At 63.4% G+C, this 21,984-nt stretch carries 19 protein-coding genes and 1 pseudogene; 7 read left to right on the plus strand and 13 right to left on the minus strand.

The window, feature by feature from the left end:
• Positions 1-164 precede the first annotated feature (164 nt).
• The gene (gene rfbC / locus QN222_RS10075; RefSeq protein WP_283962226.1) at positions 165-698 is read left to right on the plus strand and encodes a dTDP-4-dehydrorhamnose 3,5-epimerase; all 534 of its coding nucleotides are present in this window, start codon (positions 165-167) and stop codon (positions 696-698) included.
• A gap of 111 nt (positions 699-809) precedes the next feature.
• On the opposite strand, the gene QN222_RS10080 is transcribed toward rfbC, so the two are convergent.
• From QN222_RS10080 to rfbF, 3 genes are read right to left on the minus strand one after another with little or no spacing between them, the layout of a single operon-like run.
• Positions 810-2,042 (minus strand): class I SAM-dependent methyltransferase, encoded by a 1,233-nt coding sequence (locus tag QN222_RS10080; protein WP_283962270.1) that lies wholly within the window; start codon positions 2,040-2,042, stop codon positions 810-812.
• Positions 2,043-2,044: 2 nt separating this feature from the next.
• A complete protein-coding gene (gene rfbG / locus QN222_RS10085; RefSeq protein ID WP_283962227.1) occupies positions 2,045-3,118 on the minus strand; it encodes a CDP-glucose 4,6-dehydratase in 1,074 nt (357 codons plus the stop codon).
• Positions 3,115-3,882, minus strand: coding sequence for a glucose-1-phosphate cytidylyltransferase (gene rfbF / locus QN222_RS10090; RefSeq protein WP_283962228.1), 768 nt, complete (start codon positions 3,880-3,882; stop codon positions 3,115-3,117). Before rfbF ends, rfbG begins: the two co-directional genes overlap by 4 nt.
• A 277-nt stretch (positions 3,883-4,159) precedes the next feature.
• Between rfbF and QN222_RS10095 the strand changes: the two genes are divergently transcribed.
• The 3 genes and pseudogenes from QN222_RS10095 to QN222_RS10105 all read left to right on the plus strand — a co-directional run bounded on the left by QN222_RS10095 (position 4,160) and on the right by QN222_RS10105 (position 7,590).
• Positions 4,160-5,599: an FAD-binding oxidoreductase gene (locus QN222_RS10095; protein WP_283962229.1), complete on the plus strand. Its 1,440-nt coding sequence runs from the start codon at positions 4,160-4,162 to the stop codon at positions 5,597-5,599.
• A gap of 146 nt (positions 5,600-5,745) precedes the next feature.
• A pseudogene (locus QN222_RS10100) lies at positions 5,746-7,157 on the plus strand (aspartate aminotransferase family protein).
• Between the two features lie 73 nt (positions 7,158-7,230).
• A complete protein-coding gene (locus tag QN222_RS10105; RefSeq protein ID WP_283962230.1) occupies positions 7,231-7,590 on the plus strand; it encodes a DUF488 domain-containing protein in 360 nt (119 codons plus the stop codon).
• Positions 7,591-7,644: 54 nt separating this feature from the next.
• Here QN222_RS10105 and QN222_RS10110 read toward each other — a convergent pair whose 3' ends face one another.
• Positions 7,645-8,529 (minus strand): LysR family transcriptional regulator, encoded by an 885-nt coding sequence (locus QN222_RS10110; protein WP_283962231.1) that lies wholly within the window; start codon positions 8,527-8,529, stop codon positions 7,645-7,647.
• 145 nt (positions 8,530-8,674) lie between these two features.
• Here QN222_RS10110 and QN222_RS10115 point away from each other — a divergent pair, with 145 nt between their 5' ends.
• The 3 genes from QN222_RS10115 to QN222_RS10125 all read left to right on the plus strand — a co-directional run bounded on the left by QN222_RS10115 (position 8,675) and on the right by QN222_RS10125 (position 11,098).
• Entirely contained in the window at positions 8,675-9,520 is an 846-nt protein-coding gene (locus QN222_RS10115; RefSeq protein ID WP_283962232.1) for an oxidoreductase, read from the plus strand.
• A 60-nt stretch (positions 9,521-9,580) separates the two neighbouring features.
• Positions 9,581-10,423 (plus strand): oxidoreductase, encoded by an 843-nt coding sequence (locus tag QN222_RS10120; protein WP_283962233.1) that lies wholly within the window; start codon positions 9,581-9,583, stop codon positions 10,421-10,423.
• A gap of 204 nt (positions 10,424-10,627) precedes the next feature.
• Positions 10,628-11,098: an aminoacyl-tRNA deacylase gene (locus QN222_RS10125; protein WP_283962234.1), complete on the plus strand. Its 471-nt coding sequence runs from the start codon at positions 10,628-10,630 to the stop codon at positions 11,096-11,098.
• 296 nt (positions 11,099-11,394) lie between these two features.
• On the opposite strand, the gene QN222_RS10130 is transcribed toward QN222_RS10125, so the two are convergent.
• The 9 genes from QN222_RS10130 to QN222_RS10170 form a co-directional block, all read right to left on the minus strand.
• Positions 11,395-12,324 carry a bifunctional helix-turn-helix transcriptional regulator/GNAT family N-acetyltransferase gene (locus QN222_RS10130; protein WP_283962235.1) on the minus strand — a complete coding sequence of 310 codons (930 nt, stop codon included), beginning with the start codon at positions 12,322-12,324 and terminating at the stop codon, positions 11,395-11,397.
• A 69-nt stretch (positions 12,325-12,393) separates the two neighbouring features.
• The gene (locus QN222_RS10135) at positions 12,394-12,831 is read right to left on the minus strand and encodes a thioesterase family protein (protein ID WP_283962236.1); all 438 of its coding nucleotides are present in this window, start codon (positions 12,829-12,831) and stop codon (positions 12,394-12,396) included.
• Positions 12,828-13,589 (minus strand): class I SAM-dependent methyltransferase, encoded by a 762-nt coding sequence (locus QN222_RS10140; protein ID WP_283962237.1) that lies wholly within the window; start codon positions 13,587-13,589, stop codon positions 12,828-12,830. The genes QN222_RS10135 and QN222_RS10140 overlap by 4 nt, the downstream gene beginning before the upstream one ends.
• Positions 13,579-14,073: a MarR family transcriptional regulator gene (locus QN222_RS10145; RefSeq protein WP_283962238.1), complete on the minus strand. Its 495-nt coding sequence runs from the start codon at positions 14,071-14,073 to the stop codon at positions 13,579-13,581. Before QN222_RS10145 ends, QN222_RS10140 begins: the two co-directional genes overlap by 11 nt.
• An 89-nt stretch (positions 14,074-14,162) precedes the next feature.
• Complete coding sequence (locus tag QN222_RS10150; protein ID WP_283962239.1) at positions 14,163-14,714, minus strand: alpha/beta fold hydrolase; 552 nt, start codon at positions 14,712-14,714, stop codon at positions 14,163-14,165.
• Between the two features lie 12 nt (positions 14,715-14,726).
• Entirely contained in the window at positions 14,727-16,298 is a 1,572-nt protein-coding gene (locus QN222_RS10155; RefSeq protein ID WP_284005440.1) for an MFS transporter, read from the minus strand.
• A 117-nt stretch (positions 16,299-16,415) separates the two neighbouring features.
• Complete coding sequence (locus QN222_RS10160; RefSeq protein WP_283962240.1) at positions 16,416-17,534, minus strand: hypothetical protein; 1,119 nt, start codon at positions 17,532-17,534, stop codon at positions 16,416-16,418.
• 75 nt (positions 17,535-17,609) lie between these two features.
• Positions 17,610-19,421 carry an SLC13 family permease gene (locus QN222_RS10165; protein ID WP_283962241.1) on the minus strand — a complete coding sequence of 604 codons (1,812 nt, stop codon included), beginning with the start codon at positions 19,419-19,421 and terminating at the stop codon, positions 17,610-17,612.
• Between the two features lie 57 nt (positions 19,422-19,478).
• The gene (locus QN222_RS10170) at positions 19,479-21,917 is read right to left on the minus strand and encodes an AAA family ATPase (RefSeq protein ID WP_283962242.1); all 2,439 of its coding nucleotides are present in this window, start codon (positions 21,915-21,917) and stop codon (positions 19,479-19,481) included.
• Positions 21,918-21,984: the final 67 nt, after the last annotated feature.

Here is a 21,984-nt window from a genome sequence, read left to right on the forward strand (position 1 = left end):
ACCAAGTTTCGGCGCAACCCATTGAAGTGATGCAAGTGCGGACGGAAAACGGCTACACACTTTCCCCGGAATCGCTCTAACGTCTTTCGATCGTGCGGGAATGATGTTAGCGCCTGCAAACTCGCCGCGCAGATCAATCGCTTGGCTAATTGAGAGGACAAGCAATGTCGCGCTTCAAGCGCATCCATACGGAACTTCCCGGCCTGACGGTGGTCGAGCGCAAGCAATTCAGTGACGAGCGCGGTTTCTTCTCGCGTTTCTTTTGCCAGGAGGAGCTTTTCGAGCTTGGTTCTACCGGGTCGATTGCCCAAATCAATCACTCGATGACGCGCACCAAGGGCGCCGTCCGCGGGCTGCATTTCCAGCGGCCCCCCTATGAGGAGGCGAAGTTCGTCTCGTGTCTGGCCGGTGCGGTCTTCGATGTCGCTGTCGACATGCGGCCGCATTCGCCGACCTACTTGCGCTGGCACGGCGAGGTCTTGAGCGCGGAGAACGCGCGGTCCATGATGATCCCGGGCGGCTTTGCCCACGGCTTCCAGACCCTCACCGAGAATTGCGAGCTGATCTATCTTCATGACAAGCCTTTTACGCCGGAGGCGGAAGGTGGGCTGAATGCGCTCGATCCGCGCGTGAATATCGCATGGCCGATCGAAATTACCCAGATGTCCGAGCGCGACCGTAACCTCGCTTTCGTCTGATCGCCGTTGGAACGCCTACAGAGCCACAAAGGACGCTGTAGCACTTTGAATTGCTGCATGTTTTCGTCCTTGATCGGTTACGATTTAAGGACACATGCAGTGGTCGCGCCCTCAAATCACGCGCACTTCCGGAATCGCCACCACGAAGCGGCCGCCCCAGGAGCGGACGTGATCATTCGCGGCAACGATCTCTTCCGTCAGGTTCCAGGGGAGGATCGCGACGTAGTCGGGCCTGGCGGCCGCCAGTTCGTCCGGCGCGTGGATCGGGATATGGCTGCCGGGCGACAGCTTGCCCTGTTTCAGGTCATTGCGGTCGACGATGAAGGCGATGTCGTCGGAGGTAAGGCCACAAACATTCAGGAAAGTGTTGCCCTTGGCCGCGGCGCCGTAAGCCGCCACGGTTTTGCCCTCGGCCTTTGCGTCCGCGAGGAAGGCCCGAAATTCCTCGCAGACCGCCGCGATCCGCTTTCCGAACGCCAGGTAGGTCTCCATGCGCATCAGACCGGCTGCAGCTTCGTCGGCGCGCACCTTTGCGAGGCCCGCGGTCTCCGGCCTCTTGCCGCCTGCCAGTTGCGCATAGATGCGCAGCGAGCCGCCGTGGGTCGGCAGTTCTTCGACGTCGAAGACGTGCAAGCCGCAGGCTTTGAAAATGCGCTCGACGGCGACCAGAGAGAGATAAGAATAGTGCTCGTGGTAGATCGTATCGAACTGGATGCCTTCGATCGTGTGCAGCAGATGCGGGAACTCGAAGGTCGCCACGCCGTCCGGCTTCAGCAGGATCGGGAAGCCGCTGACGAAATCGGCGATATCCGGCACGTGCGCCAGAACATTGTTTGCGGCCGTCAGGTCGGCGCGGATTCCGCGGGCGACCAGTTCACTTGCGGTTATCTGCCCGAAGAAGGCGACATGGGTCGGGACGTTGCGACCCTCGGCTATCTTGGCGGCATTGGCGGCTGGTTCGACGCCAAGCACGGGAATATTCTTCGCGGCGAAATATTGCAGCAGATAGCCGTCGTTGGAGGCAACTTCCACGACCTGTGACGTGCCGTCGAGATTGAAACGGCCGATCATCTTTTCGGCATAGCGCCGGGAATGGTCCAGCCAGCTCGTCGAGAACGATGACAGGTAGTGATATTCGGCGTTGAAGATCTTATCGGCCGGTACCGTTTCGGTGGTCTGGACGAGCAGGCACTCCGAGCAGACCATCACCTGCAAGGGAAAGGCCTGCTCGCGCGCGATCGCTTCTTCGGTCGGCTCGAGAAACGAGTTCGACCAGGGCGTCGCACCCAGGTCGGCAACGAGGGTTGCAAGCGGGGTCGAGCAGAAACGGCAGTGATGGGGCATTATCATGGGCGACCTTTCGTAAATGCGGCGATTTGGCCGAGCGTGAGCTGGCGGGCGGCCTCGCCCCGGCGCCAGCCGTTGTACCAGTGTGCGGTCCACTCGATCGCCTGTCGCTGCGTCAGCCGCGCGCGCCAGGCGAGGGTCTTGGCCGCGCGTGCCGGGTCAAGACCGAGGGTCTGCATTTCGCGCGGTTGCGCGAGCGAGGAAACATCATCCCACTGCGGGGACAGGCCCATTGCGGCCTGGATCGCGTTTGCCACATCGCGCACGGCAATCGGCTGCTCAGCGGGTGAGGGGCCGAAGTTCAGCGCGTCCGCGCTGGTTTCATCCTTGTAGAGCGCTTCGGCGAGCAGGAAATAGCCGTTGAGACAGTCAAGCACATGTTGCCAGGGCCGTGTCGCCAGCGGACTGCGGATATGGAGTCTTTCACCTGAAAGCGCCGCCCGCACGATATCGGGCACCAGCCGGTCGCTCGAAAAGTCGCCGCCGCCGATGACATTGCCGCCGCGGGCGGTGGCGATGCGGATGCCGCGCTCGTTGAAATAGGAACTCCGCCAGCTCGCGACTGCGATCTCGCACGCGGCCTTCGAGCCCGAATAGGGATCGTGGCCGCCGAGCGTGTCGGTTTCCCGAAAGTGGCGGCCGTTCTCGTCGTTGCGGTAGACCTTGTCCGTCGTCACCACGAGAATGGCCTTCAATGAAGGCGCGGCGCGGGCGGCTTCGAGGAGCCGTACCGTGCCCATGACGTTCACGTCGAAGGTTTCGGCGGGGGCTGCGTAGCTTTCCCGCACCAGCGGCTGTGCTGCCATGTGCAGGATGATTTCCGGCTCGCTCTTTCGTATGGTTTCGGCAAGTGCTTCGCGATCCCGAATGTCTCCGAACTGCCGGTCCGGCAATTCGCCCGGATGCAGCAATGCGTACAGAGACGGCTGGGAGACCGGCGGCAGGGCGTAGCCGGTGACATGTGCCCCCATCTCGCTCAGCCACAGCGCAGCCCAACTGCCCTTGAAGCCGGTGTGACCGGTGAGGAGGACGCGTTTTCCCGCCCAGAACTCCGGATCAGGCAGGCGGGTCACGACCAGAGCCTCCAGGGCGCGCGGTTCTGCTGCCAGAGCTCTTCAAGCTGGTTCTTGTCGCGCAGCGTGTCCATCGGGCGCCAGAAGCCATCATGCGGGAAAGCCATCAATTGGCCGTCCCGCGCCAGGCCGTCGAGGGGCCCGTCTTCAAAGGGGGTGTGATCGCCTTCGATGCGGTCGAGCACCGCGCGGTTGAGCACGAAGAAGCCGCCGTTGATGCGGCCGTTGTCTCCTGCAGGCTTTTCCGTAAAGCTGTAGACTTGGCCGGCGTCGATCGCGAGCGCGCCGTATCGGCCCGGCGGCACGACGCTCGTCACGGTCGCATCCCGCCCGTGGCGGAGATGGAAATCGGTCAATGCGCGGATGTCGATGTCCGCGACGCCATCGCCATAGGTGAGGCAGAAGGTATCGCCGAGATAATCGGCGACGCGCTTCAAGCGCCCGCCCGTCATCGATTCCGCGCCGGTTTCCACAAGGGTTACCCGCCAGGGCTCCGCCTTGCTGGTGTGATAAACGGTCTCTCCGGTCGCCATGTTGAAGCTGACGTCCGAGGAGTGCAGGATGTAGTTGGAGAAATACTCCTTGATCATGTAGCCGCGGTAGCCAAGGCAGATCACGAAATCGGAAAAGCCGAAATGGCTATAGATCTTCATGATGTGCCAGAGGATCGGCCGGCCGCCGATCTCGATCATCGGCTTGGGTCGCAGGTGGCTTTCCTCGGAGATACGCGTGCCGTATCCACCGGCGAGAATGACGACTTTCATGCCCGATCTGCCTCCAACGTGCGCGGCTGCGCTCCGCTTTTTTCGTATTTCAGCCTTGCCCGGGGCTTGATTGACGACGGCTTTCCCGGGGGATTCGGAACAAACGTCGGAGGGCGTGGGGACGCCGCCGGCGGTCGATGGAATATTTTGCTGAAAATTACAACCATGGGGCGTGCTGCGGTTGGCCGATGCAGCCGGGCCGGCTGCTTGCGCGGGGTTGGGGAAAAGCGCAGAATGCCGGGCGCTGGGGCATGGTTCACCGCGGGAGGAGCGAATCATGAACGACATGAGCCTCACCAATCTGCAAGCGGGAAAGACGACGGTTAAGGCGGAAGCCATTGAGGCGCTGGCGGGGCAATTGCGCGGCCGCGTGCTCATGGAGAAAGATGCGGCCTACGACGAGGCGCGCACGATCTGGAACGCGATGATCGACCGCAAGCCCGCATTGATCGTGCAATGCGTCGGGGCTGCCGACGTTATGAATGCGGTCCGTTTTGCGTCCGAAAACGGCCTGCTCGTTGCGGTGCGCGGCGGTGGACATAACATTGCCGGCAACGCTGTCTGCGACGGCGGCCTGATGATCGATCTGTCGCCGATGAAATCCGTGCGCGTCGACGCCACGGCGAAGCGGGCATGGGTCGAGCCCGGGGCGACGCTCGCCGATGTCGACAAGGAAACCCAGGCATTCCGGCTGGCGCTTCCGACCGGCATCAATTCGACCACCGGCATTGCCGGCTTGACGCTTGGCGGCGGTTTCGGGTGGCTTACGCGCAGGTTCGGATTGACCCTGGACTGCTTGCTTTCGGTCGATGTGGTGACGGCGAATGGCGAACTGGTGCGCGCCAGCCCTACGGAGCATCGCGACCTCTTCTGGGCGCTGCGTGGCGGCGGCGGGAATTTCGGTGTCGTTACGGCTTTCGAATTCCAGCTTCACGAACTCGACACGCAGGTTCTCGCCGGTCTCGTCGTGCATCCTTTTGCGGATGCGCAAACCGTCCTCCAGCAATACCGCGAGGCGCTTGAGACAGCGCCGGACGAACTCACCTGCTGGGCGGTGATGCGGCAGGCGCCGCCGCTGCCGTTCCTTCCGGAAGAATGGCACGGCAAGGAAATCCTCGTGCTAGCCATGTGCTACTCAGGGGATATCGCAGCCGGGGGGCAGGCAACCGCGGCCTTGCGCTCGATCGGCAAGCCGATCGCGGATGTCGTCGGTCCCAATCCTTTTGTCGGCTGGCAGCAGGCGTTTGATCCCTTGCTTACGCCCGGTGCTCGCAACTATTGGAAGAGCCATGATTTCATGGAGTTGTCCGACACGACGATCGGCATCCTTCTGGACGCCATTCGCCAACTGCCGGGACCGGAATGCGAAATCTTCATTGGCCATGTCGGTGGCGTAGCCGGTCGTATCGCGGCGGAGGAAACGGCTTTTCCGCAGCGCAGCTCCCATTTTGTCATGAACGTTCATGCTCGATGGCGCGAACCGGCAATGGACCAGACCTGCATAGACTGGGCGCGTCGTCTGTTCGAGGCCGCCAAGCCTTACGCAGCCGGAACGGCATATATCAATTTCATGCCGGCCGACGAGGTCGACCGTGTAGCGGCCGCCTATGGCAGCAACTACGGGCGGCTCGTCGAGGTCAAGCGAAGATACGATCCGCAGAACCTGTTCCGCATGAACCAGAACGTGCAGCCGATCGAGGAGCGGGGAGCGGCGTGAGCCCGCAGGTGCGGCCGTCCACCGCCAAGATCCGGCCATGCGCGAAGTAACGCGTATGGCCGGGCGCATGCCGTGACGGCAGAAGAGAGGCGTAAGGAGTTGTCATTGTCGCTGGCGAGGGCCGGCGCGTTGGCCGGAGAGGCTTGATGGGGGAGGAGTCGGTAGACGACCTGTTTCAGCGCGCGGCAGAGCATGCCGTGCGCTTCCGCGACGGCATTTCCGTGGGCCCGCAAAGGCCGCGAGTCTCCTATCACGCATCACTCGAGGAATTTCGCGAACCTCTGCCGGAGCAAGGGGGCGCTGGCCTTGGCGTGATCGAGGAGCTTGTGGCGAAGGCGGAGCCCGGCCTTCACGCGATGACGGGTTCGCGCTTCTTCGGCTGGGTCATTGGCGGGTCGCATCTGGTGGGCGTCGCGGCCGACTGGCTGACGAGCGCCTGGGGCCAGAACACCGGCAACCATCATGCAACGCCCGCGGCAGCGGCGGCCGAGGCTGTCGCGGGTAGCTGGCTGCTCGATCTTCTCGATCTGCCGGAAGAGAGTTCCGTCGGCTTCGTTACCGGCGCGACGGTCGCCAATTTTGTCTGCGTCGCCGCAGCACGCGGCGATGTCTTGCGGAAGGTCGGCTGGGACGTCGAGGGGCAGGGCCTGTTCGGCGCACCGCCGATCACGGTTCTGATTGGCGATGACGCCCACGCGACCGTTTTCTCCGCTCTGCAGTTTCTGGGACTCGGGCACGACCGGGTCGTCCGCGTGAAGACCGATGATGCCGGCCGCATTCTCGTGTCGGATTTCGCTGAAGCGGCTGGCAAGGTGTCCGGCCCCTGCATTGCCATCCTCCAGGCGGGGCAGATCAATACCGGTGCCTTCGACGATTTCGAGCGCATCATTCCTATCGCCAGGGACATCGGCGCCTGGGTTCACGTCGACGGCGCGTTCGGTCTTTGGGCGCGCGCATGCCACAGAGGAGCGGGCTCGCCAAGGGCATCGACAGCGCCGATTCCTGGGCGACCGACGGTCACAAATGGCTGCAGACGCCCTATGACTGCGGCTACGCCATCGTTCGCGACGAAGAGGCGCATCGCCGTTCGATGACGACTACAGCAAGCTTCCTGCCGTCGAGCTACGAAGGCGAGCGCGATCCGAGCCACTTCGTCCCGGAATTGTCGCGTCGTGCCCGCGGTTTTGCCACCTGGGCGATGATCAAGCATCTTGGGCGCGACGGGATCGCCGCCATGGTCGAGCGTCACTGTCGGGTTGCCCGCGCCATGGCCGAAAGGCTGAGGCCGGAACAGGGAATCGCGGTACTGAACGATGTCGTGCTCAATCAGTTTCTCGTGCGGTTCGGCACGACATGCCCGGACGACGAGGCCGACCGGCTCACCCAGCGGACGATCGAGCGGATACAGGCCGACGGCGTTTGCTTCTGCGGCGGCGCGATCTGGCGTCGCCGCAAGGTCATGCGGGTATCGGTGATTTCATGGCTGACCGACGAGCTCGCCGGTAATGTTGCAGCAGATGCGATGATAACTGCCTGGCGGGCGGTCCGGGGTGAGTGAGGATCGCATCCTTCTTGGCTTAACGGCGAGATCCCGGGCGTTTATGGAGCAACTGTAGACAGATGGAAATCTCATGAACTCGCTGACATTGAAGCGTATCTATGAGGCGCCGGAGGCAAGCGACGGCACGCGCATCCTCGTCGATCGGCTTTGGCCGCGCGGCATTGCCAAGGACAAGGCCGGGGTCGATCTCTGGCTGAAGGACATCGCGCCGAGCGATGCATTGCGCAAACGCTTCCATGGAAAGCCGGATGCATGGGACGAGTTCTGCACGGCCTATGCGGCGGAACTGGAGGACGAGACGGCCCAGGCGGCGGTCCAGGAGCTCCGCAAGCATCTCGCAAAGGGTCCCGTGACGTTGCTTTACGCGGCGCGCAACGAGGAGAGGAACAATGCCGTCGCACTGAAGGCATGGCTGGAGCGCCATCTGTAAGGCGCCGCTGAGGTTGCGAGCGACCGTCATGGCCATGCGGGTCGCCGGACCTTGTCACACCCGCATCGCCTCGATCACCGCCCGCAGCCCGGCGGAAATGTTCCGGCGGCTCGGATAGTAGAGGTAGAACCAGTCCTCCGGCGGACACCATTCATCGAGGCAGCGGATCAGCCTGCCATCAATGATCTCGCGCTGCGCGCGGTTTTCCCAGACATAGGCGAGCGTCACGCCGGAGAGCGCTAACTGTACCATGAGTTCCTGGTCGTCGAGTGCGACCGGTCCGCTCGGGTGAAAGGCGACGGTCTCGCCGCCGCGTTCGAATTCCCAAGGGTAGCGCACACCGCTCGGATACATGTTTTGGACGCAGACATGATCCTTCAGCTCGTGCGGCGTCTGCGGGATGTCCCGCTCCCGGAAATAATCCGGTGCGCCGACGACCGCGAAGCGCAGCCGGGGCTTGATCTTCACCGCCACCATACCTTCCCGAAGACTCTCGCCGAGGCGGATGCCGGCGTCGAAACCTTCCTCGACGATATCCACCAGCCGGTCGGTCGCGGAGATCTCGAGCTCCAGATTGGGATTGTCCCGGATGAGCGGCCCCATCACCCGCCCCAGGATGAATGGGGCGACCGAATTCGGGACATTGATGCGCACCTTGCCGAACGGCGTGTCGCGAAACCTGTTGAGCGCGTCGAGCGCCGATCCGATGTCGCCGAAGGCCGGGGTGAGATACGCCTGAAGCATTGTGCCGGCATCGGTAAGCGAGACGCTGCGGGTCGTACGATTGAGCAGCCGAAGCCCGATCCGTTCCTCGAGGTTGCTGACGGCATGGCTGATCGCCGAGGCGGTGACGCCACGCTCCTCGGCGGCCTTCCGGAAGCTTCGGTGCCGGGCGACGGCGTCGAAGGCCGCGAGTTCTGACAGGTCGGTTGCGCGCATAGATGAATCTCACTCAGCATTGTTGAGAGAATTCTCATTCTAATCATGCAAATCGAATTGCGCCATTCTCCCCTTGTCGCCACGGGCAAGTCAGCCCCGGCCTCGAAGGATTTCATGCTCATCCGATCAGGGAAGGAGTTCGCAAATGGCACAGACATGGTTCATCACAGGCTGCTCGACCGGCTTTGGCCGCGCGCTCGCACAGCACGTCATCGCGCTCGGCCACAATGTCGTCGTCACGGCTCGTGGCGCGGCGCAGGTTGCCGATCTTGCGGCGATCGCACCGGACCGCACGCTCGCTCTCGCGCTCGATGTGACGAAGGCGGACGACATTGCTGAGGCCACACGCGCCGCCGAGCAACGCTTCGGTCGCATCGACGTTCTCGTCAACAATGCCGGTGTCGGTTATTTCGGCGCCTTCGAGGAGAGCAACATGGATGCGGTCCGCGCCATGTTCGAGGTCAATGTCTGGGGCCTCGCCAACATGACGCGCGCGGTCCTGCCCGGCATGCGCCGGCGACGCTCGGGGACGATCGTCAATATTTCGTCGGTCGGCGGCCTGCGATCGGTACCGTCGCTGAGTTTCTACGCCGCCTCCAAATTCGCTGTCGAGGCTTTGTCCGAGGGGCTGTCGAAGGAGACGGAGCCTCTCGGCATCAAGGTGCTCATCGTCGAGCCCGGTCCTTTCCGCACCGATTGGGCGGGACGTTCCGCCGGCGAGGCCAGCGTCTCGATCAACGACTACGAGGACACGGCAGGTGCCGTCTGGCGCAGGATCAGGGGGTACAGCGGCAAGCAACCCGGCGATCCGGAACGGGCGGCGCGCGCGATCGTCATGGCTGTCAATGCCGCCGAACCGCCGCTGCGGCTGCTGCTCGGCCGTGAGGCTCTCGCCGGTGCTCGGGCGAAGCTCGATGCCTTGCGCAAGGTTTTCGATGCCTGGGCCGAAGTGACCGAAGGGGCCGACTTCCCCGCCACCGAAACGAACTGACCGAAACTCGAACAGACCTTCCATCTCCAACTCACCTTGACTCAAGGAAAGGACTTTCTCATGCGTATCTGGTTCATCACAGGTGCCTCCCGCGGCTTTGGCTCGCTCATCACGAAAGAGGCACTCAGTGCCGGAGATGCGGTGGTCGCCACGGCGCGCCGCGTCGAAACCCTCGATGCCCTCGGCCAGCACGAAAACCTGCTGAAGTTGGCCCTCGACGTCACCAATGAGGAACAGGCCCGGGCGGCAGCCGCGGCGGCGGTGGAGCGCTTCGGCCGGATCGACGTCCTGCTCAACAATGCCGGTTACGGCCTGCTCGGCGCCGTCGAGGAAGCGACGGCGCAAGAAATCGAAAAGATCTATCGCACTAACGTTTTCGGCGTCCTCGCCGTCACCCGTGCCGTGCTTCCGCAAATGCGGCGCCAGCGGTCGGGCCACATCATCAACATCTCGTCGATCGGCGGCTATGTGGCCTATACCGGCTGGGGCGTCTACGGCTCGACCAAATTCGCGATCGAAGGGTTGACCGAGGCGCTTGCGCAGGAATTGGCGCCGCTCGGCATCAAGGCGACGGTGGTCGAGCCGGGCTTCTTCCGCACCGACTTCCTCGACGACCAGTCTCTGGCGGTGAGCCCGTTGTCGATCCCGGACTATAGCGAGACGGTCGGCGCCATGCGTGATTTCGCCAAGACCGCAAACCACGCCCAGCCGGGCGATCCGGCACGGTTCGCAAAGGCCATGGTCCAACTCGCCCATGCCGACAACCCGCCGCTGCGCATGCCCTTCGGCAGCGACACCGTCGCCGCGATCGAGACCAAGAATGCCCATGTCGCCGACGAACTCGCCGCCTGGCGGGAACTCGCCGTATCGACCGACTTTCCGAAGGAGAGTGCGTCCGCCTGACGACCGGCCGAATTGCGTAGTTTCAAAGATCTGGAGACCGGCGGCCGCGTAAAGCGGCCGCCGGCCTAATCTTGTGCCCGGTACAATCTCCTATCCCGCCGCTCCCGCCTGCATTTGCGACTGCCATTCTTCGTTGACTTCGCAGGTGATCAGAGGAAAATGTTTCCCCTGATACGTCACTACGTAACATCAAGGGTGCCTACGATGACGATCGCAAGGAAACTTCAGGACTATATTGAAGGCGAGGGTGTGAGCTACGACATCGTCGCTCATCACCGCACGGCAACCACCAGTCAGTCGGCGCAGGCGGCGCATGTTCCGGGCAGCAGGCTGGCCAAATCCGTGGTCGTGCATCACGAAATGGGCTACTTTCTCGCCGTGGTTCCGAGCACGCATCGGATCGAGCTCTCCACATTGCAGGACGTGATGAATAGGCGTCTTGGTCTCGCCTCGGAGGAGGAGGTCAGCACGCTTTTCGCCGATTGCGACACCGGCGCGGTGCCTCCCATCGGATCGGCCTACAATGTGCCGGTGGTCCTTGACGAAAGTCTCGGCAACGTCAGTGACGTCTATTTCGAAGGCGGCGACCACAAAACACTGGTGCATGTCAGCGGACCAAACTTCCGCAGCCTGATGAAGGATGCGCAGGTCGCCCGCTTCAGCCACCCGTCGTAAGGGTTAGGATCCCCGGTCGAGTCTTGGCAACCGGGCGCCCAACTGGCGCTACCGAGGCTTGGCCGCGCGTGTATGACATGGCGTAGGGAGGCTGCGCCGTGTTACGTTCACGCCCGATGGAACAGGCTCCGATTGCGGGCACGCGTGCCATACAGCCGTAGAGGCGAAGGACTACATTTTTCACTCGTATCAGAAACGGTGACCCGGACGCGGTGAACACGGAGAGCAGCTTCCACCGTCAGCCTGCGGTCGTGTTGTGCGCTTAACATGGCGCTGTGGGCAGCGCCATGGAGCCGTCACAGCACCAGTTCCCAATTCTGCCCGACCAGATCGCGCCCGAAGCTATGGTGCTTCTCCTCGTGCACGAGATGAAAACCTGTCGTCTGGTAGATGTGCCTTGCGGCGGTCAGTATGTCATTGGTCCAAAGGGTGACCTTCGAATACCCCGCCTGTCGCGCAAAGCGGATGCATTCCTCGACGAGCCGACGGCCGATGCCGAGACCGCGTGCGCTTGGCTCGGTGTAGAGAAGGCGGAGCTTGCCGACGGTCGCCGACTCTTCGACCAGGAATACCGAACCGACGATCTCGCCCTCGCGCTCCGCGACCCAGCATCGCTCGCGGCTCGGTTTGAAGTTCTGAATGAAATCGGCCGTGATCTGGGCGACGAGAGCCTCAAAAGTCTCATCCCATCCGTATTCCTGTGCATAAAGCACGCCGTGGCGATGGACGATCCAGCCCATGTCTCCCGGCTGATGCGTGCGCAGGATATAGGGGACGCGAGCAGGTTCCGGGGCACCCCCAAGCAGTCGCTCGGCCTCGGCAAGTGCCGCAGCGAGATTCCGCCGCTCCGGCAGTGAGAGGCGATCGAGCATGGCGCTCACCTCGTCACGCGAGCGCGCGTCGATGGCCGCGAAGCTCTCGCGGCCTGCCGGGGTAAGCGAGATCAGAACCTGCCGCCCGTCCTCCTGCGATGGGCTTTTCGAGACGAGGCCGCGCTCTTCCAGGCCGCGCAAGAGGCGGCTCAGATATCCGGAATCGAGCTCGAGCTCGGCTCCAAGCTCCTTTGCTGTCGATGTCTTCCGCTGCGCGAGCTCGTAGACGAGGCGGCCCTCGGCGAGGGACAGGGGGCCGCCAAGCAGGCCCTCGTGCAGCAGACCGATGCGGCGTGTGTAGAAACGGCTGAAGCGGCGCACCGCGGCCACATCTTCCCGATCGATCTGCGGCATGGCATACCTATTTAGTTGACATTGTCAGATATATCGCTGACTTTGTCATGAAGTATCTGACAATGTCAACTATCTGGCTTGGACCGCCTTGTCGGCCAGCCGCCGGGTGAAGCGGTTCAGATCGATGATGGCGCGGCGATGGGTCCCTTCGCCGATCAGGCCAGCTTCGTCGCAGCAGGAGACTTTGAAAAGAAGCGACCTTTCGTTCACCGCAATCAGCTCGACGTCTGCGATCACCGACATGCCGACGGGGGTTGGCGCGACATGGCTGACATCGACATGGGTGCCGACGGTATGTTGTTCGTCCGTGAGGTAGGGGCGCAACGCTTCGATGCAGGTCTGCTCGATGAAGCCGATCATCATCGCCGTCGCGAACACCGGCGGCATATCCCTGAAGCCCGGCCAAGCGTCATCGACCTCGGGCACGGTATGAAACGGTGTGACGGTCAGGCGTTCGCAATGCCGCAGGCCAGCCCGGAGTGTCGGCAGCTCCGTGGTGTCGCTCATATCGTCCCCAATCTCATGTTGACGGGCCAGGACACTGGCCGCTTCTTCGCCGGATCGCCCCAGAGTTCGGAAATATCCCGGACGAAGGCAGCGAGAACGTCCTCGCGACCGGCGTCGTTAACACGGCGCACGGCGGACCATGTTGACAGGTAGCCGAGGAATTCGCCGAGTTCCCAAGCCCGGCAGATTTCCATCTCTGGCGCAGTGCGCTCACCGAAAGGGAAGCTGATATCGGCGTAGCCGGTGTCCACCAGCTTGCGCTCGGGCGGCCAATAGGGGCCGATCTCGTTGCGGTAGAAATCAATGAACCGCTCCTGAAGATCGTCCGGTTCCAGCCGCAGGACCCCGTAGCTGATGAGCGCAATAACTGCGTTCTTAGCGGCGATCCGGCGAGCCTCGGCATAAAAGGCCGGCAGATCGAACCAGTGAGCGGCCTGCGCCGCAGTGATGAGGCTGACTGCGTTGTCCGGAAGGGGCAGTTTCTCGGCCGGTGCGCAGAGGTATCGCACCTTGTCCTCAGTCCGCGCATTGGCGATCTGGTCTTCGCTGGGATCGAGCCCAATGACGCTGTCGAAATAGGTCGCCAATTGCCGGGTCAGCTGCCCACTGCCGCAGCCGACATCGACGGCCATCTCACGGGAGGGGGCAATTCCGGCAAGAAACGCCGAGAGCCCGGCGGGGTACTCCGGCCTGAACCGTGCATAGGCGTTGCCTCCTGCATCGAACCAGTTCTTGCGCGGTGTGGTGTCATTCGGCATCGATGTGATCCTCGTTTGCGTGGTGTGCGGCGGCGACCCTCAGTCGAGCGCCAAATCCCTGGCGCTCCAGCGCGCGCGCCGTCTTTGCCAGCACCTCAAGAAGCGGATGGCCGATCTCCTTCTCCAGCGCACCTATGGCTGCGAAGGTGGTCGCCCAGTGGGGTTCAAGCCTCTTCAGCAGTTCCCGGCCGCGAGCCGTCAGGTGAACACCGTTCTTGCGCCCATCCTCCAGCCGATGGCGTGCCACCAGGCCATCGGCCTCCATCAGCCTCACCGACTGGCTGATCGCGCCCTGGGTGAGGCTGCTCAGGGAAGTGATTTCAGTGACAGTTTCTGCTCCGGCGCTGAGCGCGCGCATGACCGGAGTGTATCTGGCGCGATAAGAAAGCCTCATGGCGCGGTACTCTTCCTCCGCACCCTGATCGACCAGTTCTCCGACATAGCGGAGCAATTCACCGAGACCCGGCATCTGTTTTTCGCTCATGGCCGCAAATTACATTAGCGCTAATGTAATTTCAAGCGCGAGCTTTCGGTGCGTTTCGTGATCGCCGGATCGACCGGTGAACAGCGCGCTCATGTCAAAGCGCGGACTCCAGCAGCAACCTCGGCCAAGTCGTCGTTGAGCTGGTGGTCGCGGCCTTGGAGCCGATGCACGATCGCGCCGGGTATCGCTCTTTCATAGAGATCGACATGCGCGAACGGCGCAGTGTCGTCCTCGCTGCCATGATAGAGATAGACCGGCGTCTTTGGCGGCAATCGCGCGCCGAGTTCGGCCGTTGGCTCGATGTCTTCACTCGGCCACCCGCCAGCGCCAACAAAGGGCGCCGCGATGAGAAATACGCCAGCAAGCTTCCGGTTCGGTGGCGCCTCTGCGAGGGCGTTGATCAGAACCGTTCCGCCAATGGAGTGGCCAATCACTATCGCGCCATCATCGAGGCCGCCGATCTCTTGCGCGAGCGCGGCCTTCCATACGGTATAGCTGGGATCCGCCTCATTCGGCATGCGCGGGTAGCGGACGTCGTAGCCAAGCCCAAGTTCTCGTCTCAAGCTGTCGACGAGCTTGTTGTCCCATTCATCATGGGTCCCTGCGCCTCCGCCTTGTATGAACAGGACTTGCTTCTTCATGGTCGAGGTCCTTCAGGCTTGCCCGCTCACGATGTCGTTTGCCGACAGCTCGCGCGGCACGTATTTCGGCAATCTCGCGGCTGGGAAAATCGACAACAATGAGATGCCCGCCACGATCAAGAACGCCCCCCGCAACGCTCGGAGGCGGGCGTCCTCGTTGATCGCGATCGCCGTCTCCACCTGGTCCGGCGTCGCCGAGGTCGCGCTGAAGACGCTCCTCAGTTCATCGTTGGTCACGAAGTCGACATCGTCGAAAAGCACGTGATTGCTGAGCTCGGGCGGCAGCTCGGACTGGCTGAAGGCGGAGGTGAGAAACATGCCCAGCAGCCCTACCGCCACAACGCTGGCGAAGGCCGCGCCCAGCGCGTTCGAGACGTTGTTCGCCACGCCGCGCAACGCGGCCACGTCGCCGGCGAGGCGCTTGGGCGAGGAGGATACGAGCACGTTGAAAAGCAAAGTCAGCAGCGTACCCTCGCCGATGCCGACGAGGATCAGGCCCAGAATGACCGTCACGGTGCTCCAGTCGTTGCCGACGGTGAAGGCAACCACCGCCAGACCGATCGCGATCAGGACGAACGAGGCGGTGCCGAGACTCCGTGGCCCGAAGCGATCATATAATCGCACCGAGAGGACACCGGATGCCGCGATTGCAGCCGTGTAAGGGAGGATGGCCACCGCAGAGAACAGGGGCGTGCGGCCCTGGATGATCTGCACATAGAGCGGGACAAGAAAACCCACCGCGAGGCCGAGGCTGCCTGCGGCGAGAAAGGCGATGACGGCACTCTTTTCTTCCCTGCTGTCCAATACCTCCATCGCAAGCAAGGGCTGCCTGTTGGCTGCGACCCGCCTATTGGACCACGCGAAGAACGCCTGCCCGAACATTACCCCCAGAAGAATGAGGATCGGCGCCGGCGACAATCCCAGCAGCGAAAACGGCGCCGCGCTCTCCGCGAGCAGAAGTCCCCACGCCTGAAGATTGTTGAAGCCAAGCAGGATAAGCGCGACAGCGGCCGCCGAGAGGACGACCCCGAACATGTCGATCCTCGTGCCGGGCTGGCGCGGGATCGGCGCCAGGCGAAAACTCAGGATCAGGACGACGACCGCCAGGGAGACGATCAGCCAATATGAGTAGCGCCAGCTCAGGGCTGTGGCGAGAAATCCGGCGATGACGAAGGTTACCGCGCTGGCGACCGCGGGGATGCCGGCCAGCACGCCCAGCGCCGTTTCCTGCTGCCGGCCGTGATAATTGGCGGCGATCAACACCACCAAGGTCGGCACGGCCGCCGCGGCGGCGATTCCCGCGATCGACTGAGCGGCATTCATCGTGCTTGCATCGGTGCTGGTCGCCATCAACCCCATCGCCGCGCCGTGCACGACGACGCTGACCTGGAGCACGCGGCGCTCACCCGCGAGCTTGCCGATCTTCGCGCCCAGCATGACGAACGCGGCAACGAACATCGAGTAGAGGAGAAGCGCGGTCGCTGCGGCGGTCGCCGGCGAACCGAGATCTTGGGAGAGCGGCCCGAGCGAAACGGGCAGGGCGCTGATGTTGATGGCCATCTGAAGTTGAGCGAGGACGATCACGATCAATGGCAACCAGGGCGCCCGGCCAGCGTGCTGGCCTGCAATGGCGGAGTCGGCGGTCGGGTCCGATGGGGTTGTCATGTGATCCACTCTGAAGCTTCAAAAGCCTGCTATCGGTTAGATAGGAAAGCGCAGGACGGCGGCCAGCTCCATCTGACCCGGCAGGTCCGACCGGCGCACGCCGAGCACGCGCGCTCCGCTGGTGAAGGCGCGGCTGGCGATCTCGTCGACGACGCCATAAGCCCCGGCGTCTCCATCAGTGAACGAAACGGCACCAGTCTCCGCATCGATCGTCCCCGGGATGACGGCGTCTATGTCAACCAGCAGCGTTTCAATCGCGCCAAACGTGGCCGCACGCGCGGCATCGGAGATATCGGTCGTCGCGCGGCCGCTGCCCGCGCGCTTGTCGTACAACTTTTTCAATTCGTCGATCTCCCGCGCGTAGGCGGCATCGAGAACGGCACGCGCGGCCTGCGCGAGCTCGGCATCCGGTACGCGGTCTGGACTGGTCTTAATACCGTCCGGCAATAGGTTCGGATAGCTGTTTACAGCTGGAAACACCGATGCGAGCCGCCCGGTCGCCGCCAGGATCAACGGCGTTTCGCGTCCGCTCAGGAATGGCCGCAGTGCAGCGTCGATCTTGCGCGCATACTGCAGGAAACGGACGTTCTGACTCTCCAGACCGCCCATGCGCCCGTCGCTAGTGCGGTCGTTGAGCGTGGATTTGCCGGCCGCGCTTGCTGCATCCTTCGGCATGTTGTCGATCTTCAGCGTGGTGGCGGGCACGTCGGTATGCATTTCCACCAGCCGCACCGCGTTCTCGGAAAGCGCGAGAATGAAGGCGGAGTGCGGAAAGGTGATGGCCCGGATGAGCGGCTTCAGATGGAATCTGTCCCCCACTTCCGCCATCGGGGTCAGATGGTTGGCCAGCCGAAAGGTCCGCAGACTTTCCGGGGTGGCGAGGACAGCGAGGCTGTTGGCCTGAAAGCGCCAGAACTCATCATCATCCGCCAGGGCATCGACTTCTTCCGTCAGGGACAGGAGCCGCCTCTTGTCGAGCCCCGCCGCCTCGAGGCGCTCACGCGCCTCCCGGAGGAAATTGCCCAGCTGGATCCGCGAAGCGTCACTCTCCTGCGTGAGCGGCGTGGTCCTCAAATAGATCGACACGCAGGCGTCGCTTCTGACGTCGTAGATCGCCTTGAATTCGGAGCGCGTGGGGATATCAACATGCAACATTGAGCAATCCTTCCTGTGTTCCGGCCACCGCGAGCGCGGCGACGAGTTTCGCTTCGAGCGCCGGAGCGGGCCGCCTCACAGCGGCAGCAGCCACGGCACGAGGACTACGCTGACGATCAGAACAATCAGCGAGAACGGCACGCCGATCCGGACGAAGTCGCCGAAGGTGTAGTGTCCAGGCCCGACCACGAGCGCGTTCACCGGAGAGGACACCGGAGTCATGAACGCGGTCGAGGCCGCCAGGGCCACGATCATCGCAAACGGATAGGGTGAGGCGCCCAATTCCTGTGCGACCGCGAGAGCCACCGGCGCCATCAGCACAGCCGTCGCGGTATTGGAGATGAACATGCCGAGCAGGGCGGTGATGACAAAAAGCGTCCCGAGCACGACATGCGGGCCTGTGTCGGCCGTCAGAGCCCGCAAGCTGTCCGCAGCGACCTCGACACCGCCGGTGCGCTCGAGCGCGATCGAAAACGGCAACATGCCGACGATCAGCACGATCGTCTTCCAATCGATGGAACGATAGGCGCTGTTGAAGTCAATGCAGCGCAGCACCCCCATCAGCAGGCAACCGATCAGTGCTGCCTGGACATTGGGAATGACGCCGCTGACCATCAGCCCGACGACAAGCGCGAGGCAAGCCAGAGCATGGACGGCTTTGTCGTGCGCCGGCAGCTCCTTGTCACGCTGGACGGCCATATTGAGGATGACCAAGGGGCTACCGTCCGATCGGAGCTTGTCGAGGTCCCGCCATGGTCCGATCAACAGCAACATGTCGCCGATCGCCAGCGGCTCATGCAGAAATTCGCGGCCGTAAGCGACCATGCCCCGGCGCAGGCCGATCACCGTCAAATTGAACCGCTTGGAGAGCTCTGCATCGGCAATCGTCTGGCCGGCGAGATCGGACGTCGCCGCCACGACGACCTGGGCCAAGCCGATTTCCTGCGACCGGTCGGCGAAATCGGCGCCGCGCAGCGATATTTCTTCAAGCGCGAAGCGCTCACAAATGGTTCGTATGTCGGAATCTCGGCCGGCATAATCGATCAGCATGACGTCGTCCACTTTCAGCTCCGCCTTTGCCGAGGGCTGCATGACCTCGCGGGCGAACCGGCGACCGCGCTCGAGCGCAACGATATTGGCACCGGGCCATCCGCTCAGGTCGAACTCTTCCAGGGTCCTGCCGGCCAGCGGCGACTGCGCGGTTATCCGCAGCCGGTGTTCACGATCGGCCAGCTTGTATTCATCGATCCAGGCCGCGAGGTTAGGGCGGCTGGAACTTGATGCCGGCGTGGCGGTATCCTGGAGCCAGCGCCGGGCGACGCTCATATAGAGGGTGCCGAGCAGCAGAATCGGCAGCCCGAACGGCGTGAAGCTGAAGAACCCGAATCCCTCCACACCGTGGCGCTCGAGCTCGCCGTTCACGATCAGATTCGGCGCGGTCGCAACCAGGGTCATCATTCCGCTGATCAAGGCGGCCACGCTGAGCGGCATCATCAGCCGGCCCGGACCGATGCCGGTGCTCTGAGAGATGCGCAACGCAACCGGTATGAAGATCGCCGTGACGGCAGTCGAACTCATGGTCGCGCCGAGCGCGCCCACGACCATCATCAGCAGGACGATCAGGCGCAGTTCGTTCTTGCCCGCCCTGGCGATCAACCAGTCGCCCACCCGCTGGGCGACGCCGGTGCGGACCAGCCCTTCGCCGAGCACGAACAGGGCTGCGATCAGCACGATGTTCGGATCGCTGAAACCGGCCAGGGCCTCCCCCATCGTAACGACACCGGTGAACGGCAGCGCCACCAGCGTCATCAGGGCGACCGCATCCAGGCGCGGCCTGTTGATCGCGAACATTACGATCGCAGCGCCGAGAAGCGTGAGAACGATCAAAAGATCTGTAATGACCGCCTCCTGCGCCAAACGTCCGCATCGAGCCGTTCTCCGGCTCTAGTGTCCGTCGCTCCCGAAATTCGAACCACCGGGCCAGGCGCTGCCAAACGCGCGCATGTGCTCCGCATACTGCCGCAGCCGATCCTGGACGAGCCGGTGCACCGTCCCCTCAGGAAACGTCCCGTCCGCTGCCGGTTCGCCGGCCGTCCGCTCCATCAGCAACTCGATTCCCTCGTCGACGTGGCTGACGGCCCAGACGTGGAAACGTCCCGCCCGCACCGCCTCCACGACCTCCTCCTTCAGCATCAGGTTCATGACGTTGGCCGTCGGCACGATCACTCCTTGCCGGCCGGTCAGTCCCCGATCGCGGCAGACATCGTAGAAGCCTTCGATCTTGCGCGTCACGCCCCCGACCGCCTGCACCTGGCCGTGCTGGTTCACCGCGCCAGTCACGGCAATTCCCTGGTTCAACGGAAGACCGGACAGGGCCGACAGCAAGGCGTAGAGTTCGGTCGTCGACGCCGAGTCGCCGTCAATCCCGCCATACGACTGCTCGAAGGTGATCGTCGCCCCCAGCGAGAGCGGCCAATCTTGAGCGTATTGCGCTTGCAGATACCCGGTCAGGATCAAGAACCCCTTCGCATGGATCGGCCCCGAGAGCTCGATCTCCCGCTCAATGCTCTGTACCGTTCCCCGCCCCACTGAAACGCGCGCGGTAACCCGTGACGGCTGCCCGAAACTGTAGTCCCCGACGTTGAGCACTGACACCCCGTTAACCTGCGCCACCCGAGCGCCCTCGGTGTCGATCATGATCGTGCCATCGGAGATCACCTCTCGCATTCGTTCCTCGGCCAGATTGCGCCGTCGCTCCTGCTGGGCGACCGCCGCGTCGACATCCTCCGCCAGCACGAACTTGTGCTTCGCCTTGCCTGCCCAGTGGCAGGCCTCGACGGCCAGCCTGGCAACGTCGAGGAACCGCGTGGTCAGCTTCCGCTGGTGGTCGCGCAACCGCGCTCCATGTTCGACGATCCGGGCGACGGCCGAACGGTCGAAGTGGAGCAGTCGACGATCGCGTACGACCAAGCTCAGGAAGGCGGAATAGCTTGCTAGGTTCTCCTCGTTCCAATCCATGTCCGGCGCGAATTCCGCTTTCACCCCGAACAGTTCCGGGAACTCGACGTCGGCCTGATGGAGGGCTTGATAGAGCGCGGCCGGTCCGATCAGGATCACCTTCACGTCGAGCGGAATCGGCTCCGGCCGCGGCCGGTTCGTCGGCACCGGCGCTCCTTGCTCTCCCGGGTTCTCGATCACCACCTCGCCGGACGCCAGGGCGCGCTTCAGCCCCTCCCAAGCGAAGGGGTTGCGCATGACGTCCAGGGCATGCAGGACGAGGAAACCGCCGTTGGCGCGGTGCAGCGCGCCGGGCCTGATCTGGAGGAAGTCGGTCACCATCGTCCCCATCACGGCCCGGTAGTCGAGCCGGCCGCTCAGGTTGTAGTAGGTCGGGTTGCGCTCGAGGACGACCGGCGCGCCGGCGATCCCACTGTTGTCGATCAACACGTTGACTTCGTACCGCGCCAAGGACCCCTGATGCCTCCGCAGCGCAGTCGCGCCGTCCGCTTGCCCGGCTTCGGCCGTCGGCAAGAAGTCGTGCAGATGGTCCGGCAGGTCCGTCTCTATCTGCTCGAGGAAGGCGAGGACGTCTGGCTGGTCGTCGTAATCCTCGCGCAATTCGGCAATGAGTGGGCCTGCGGTGAGGAGCGCCACCTCCCGGTCGAGCGCGGTGACGCGTTGCTGGGCTTCCTTGTCGACCTGCCGCATCTTACGCACGTAAGCGCCGAGCTCGGCCTGGATCTGCGCACCCCGCTGCTCGAGCTCCGCCTTTGCCTCGGGGGGCAACTGCTCGAACGCCTCTTGTGGCATCGGCTCGCCGTTCAGCAGCGGGATTTTGGCAATGCCGGTCGGCCCCATCTCCAGCGCGAACTCGCGTTCCTGCGCAAAGGCGCGCAGGTCTGCGATCAGCTCGGCCCGTCGCCTCCTCACCTCGACAAGGACCTCCTCTCGTCGCCGCGCGTAATCCTCGCCCTCGAAAGCGCCGGGAATCTCTAACTGCGCCGCCTCCACAAACGACGTCATCGCCTTTGCCAGTTTCCGACCCTTGCCGGCCGGCACCGGGAAGGCGCGTGGACGGTCCGGCTCGGCGAAGTTGTGGACGTAGACCCAGTCGGGCGGTGTCGGCCGCGCCGCGGCGAAGGAGCGCACCGCCGCGAGGACCGTGCTCTCGCGCCCGGTGCCGGGCGAACCGGCGGCGTAGAGGTGGAAGCCACGGGCGCCCACCTCAAGCGCAAAAGCGATCGCCTCGGCCGCGCGCGGCTGCCCGATCGTCGTCTTGACCGGCGACACCTCGGCCGTCGTCTGAAATGGTAGGGTGGCCGGATCGAGCCGCCGCCTCAGATCCTGCGGCTGCACCGCCAACCGCTCGCGCAAGGCCCGCATGGCGTTTCTCCGCGTAAGGCTAGCGACGCTCTTTGCAGTCTGCTCTCCCCGGCCGCGGAAAGAATCT

Origin of the sequence: Sinorhizobium sp. 6-70 (genome assembly GCF_030124375.1) — a bacterium.
GTDB lineage: Bacteria > Pseudomonadota > Alphaproteobacteria > Rhizobiales > Rhizobiaceae > Sinorhizobium.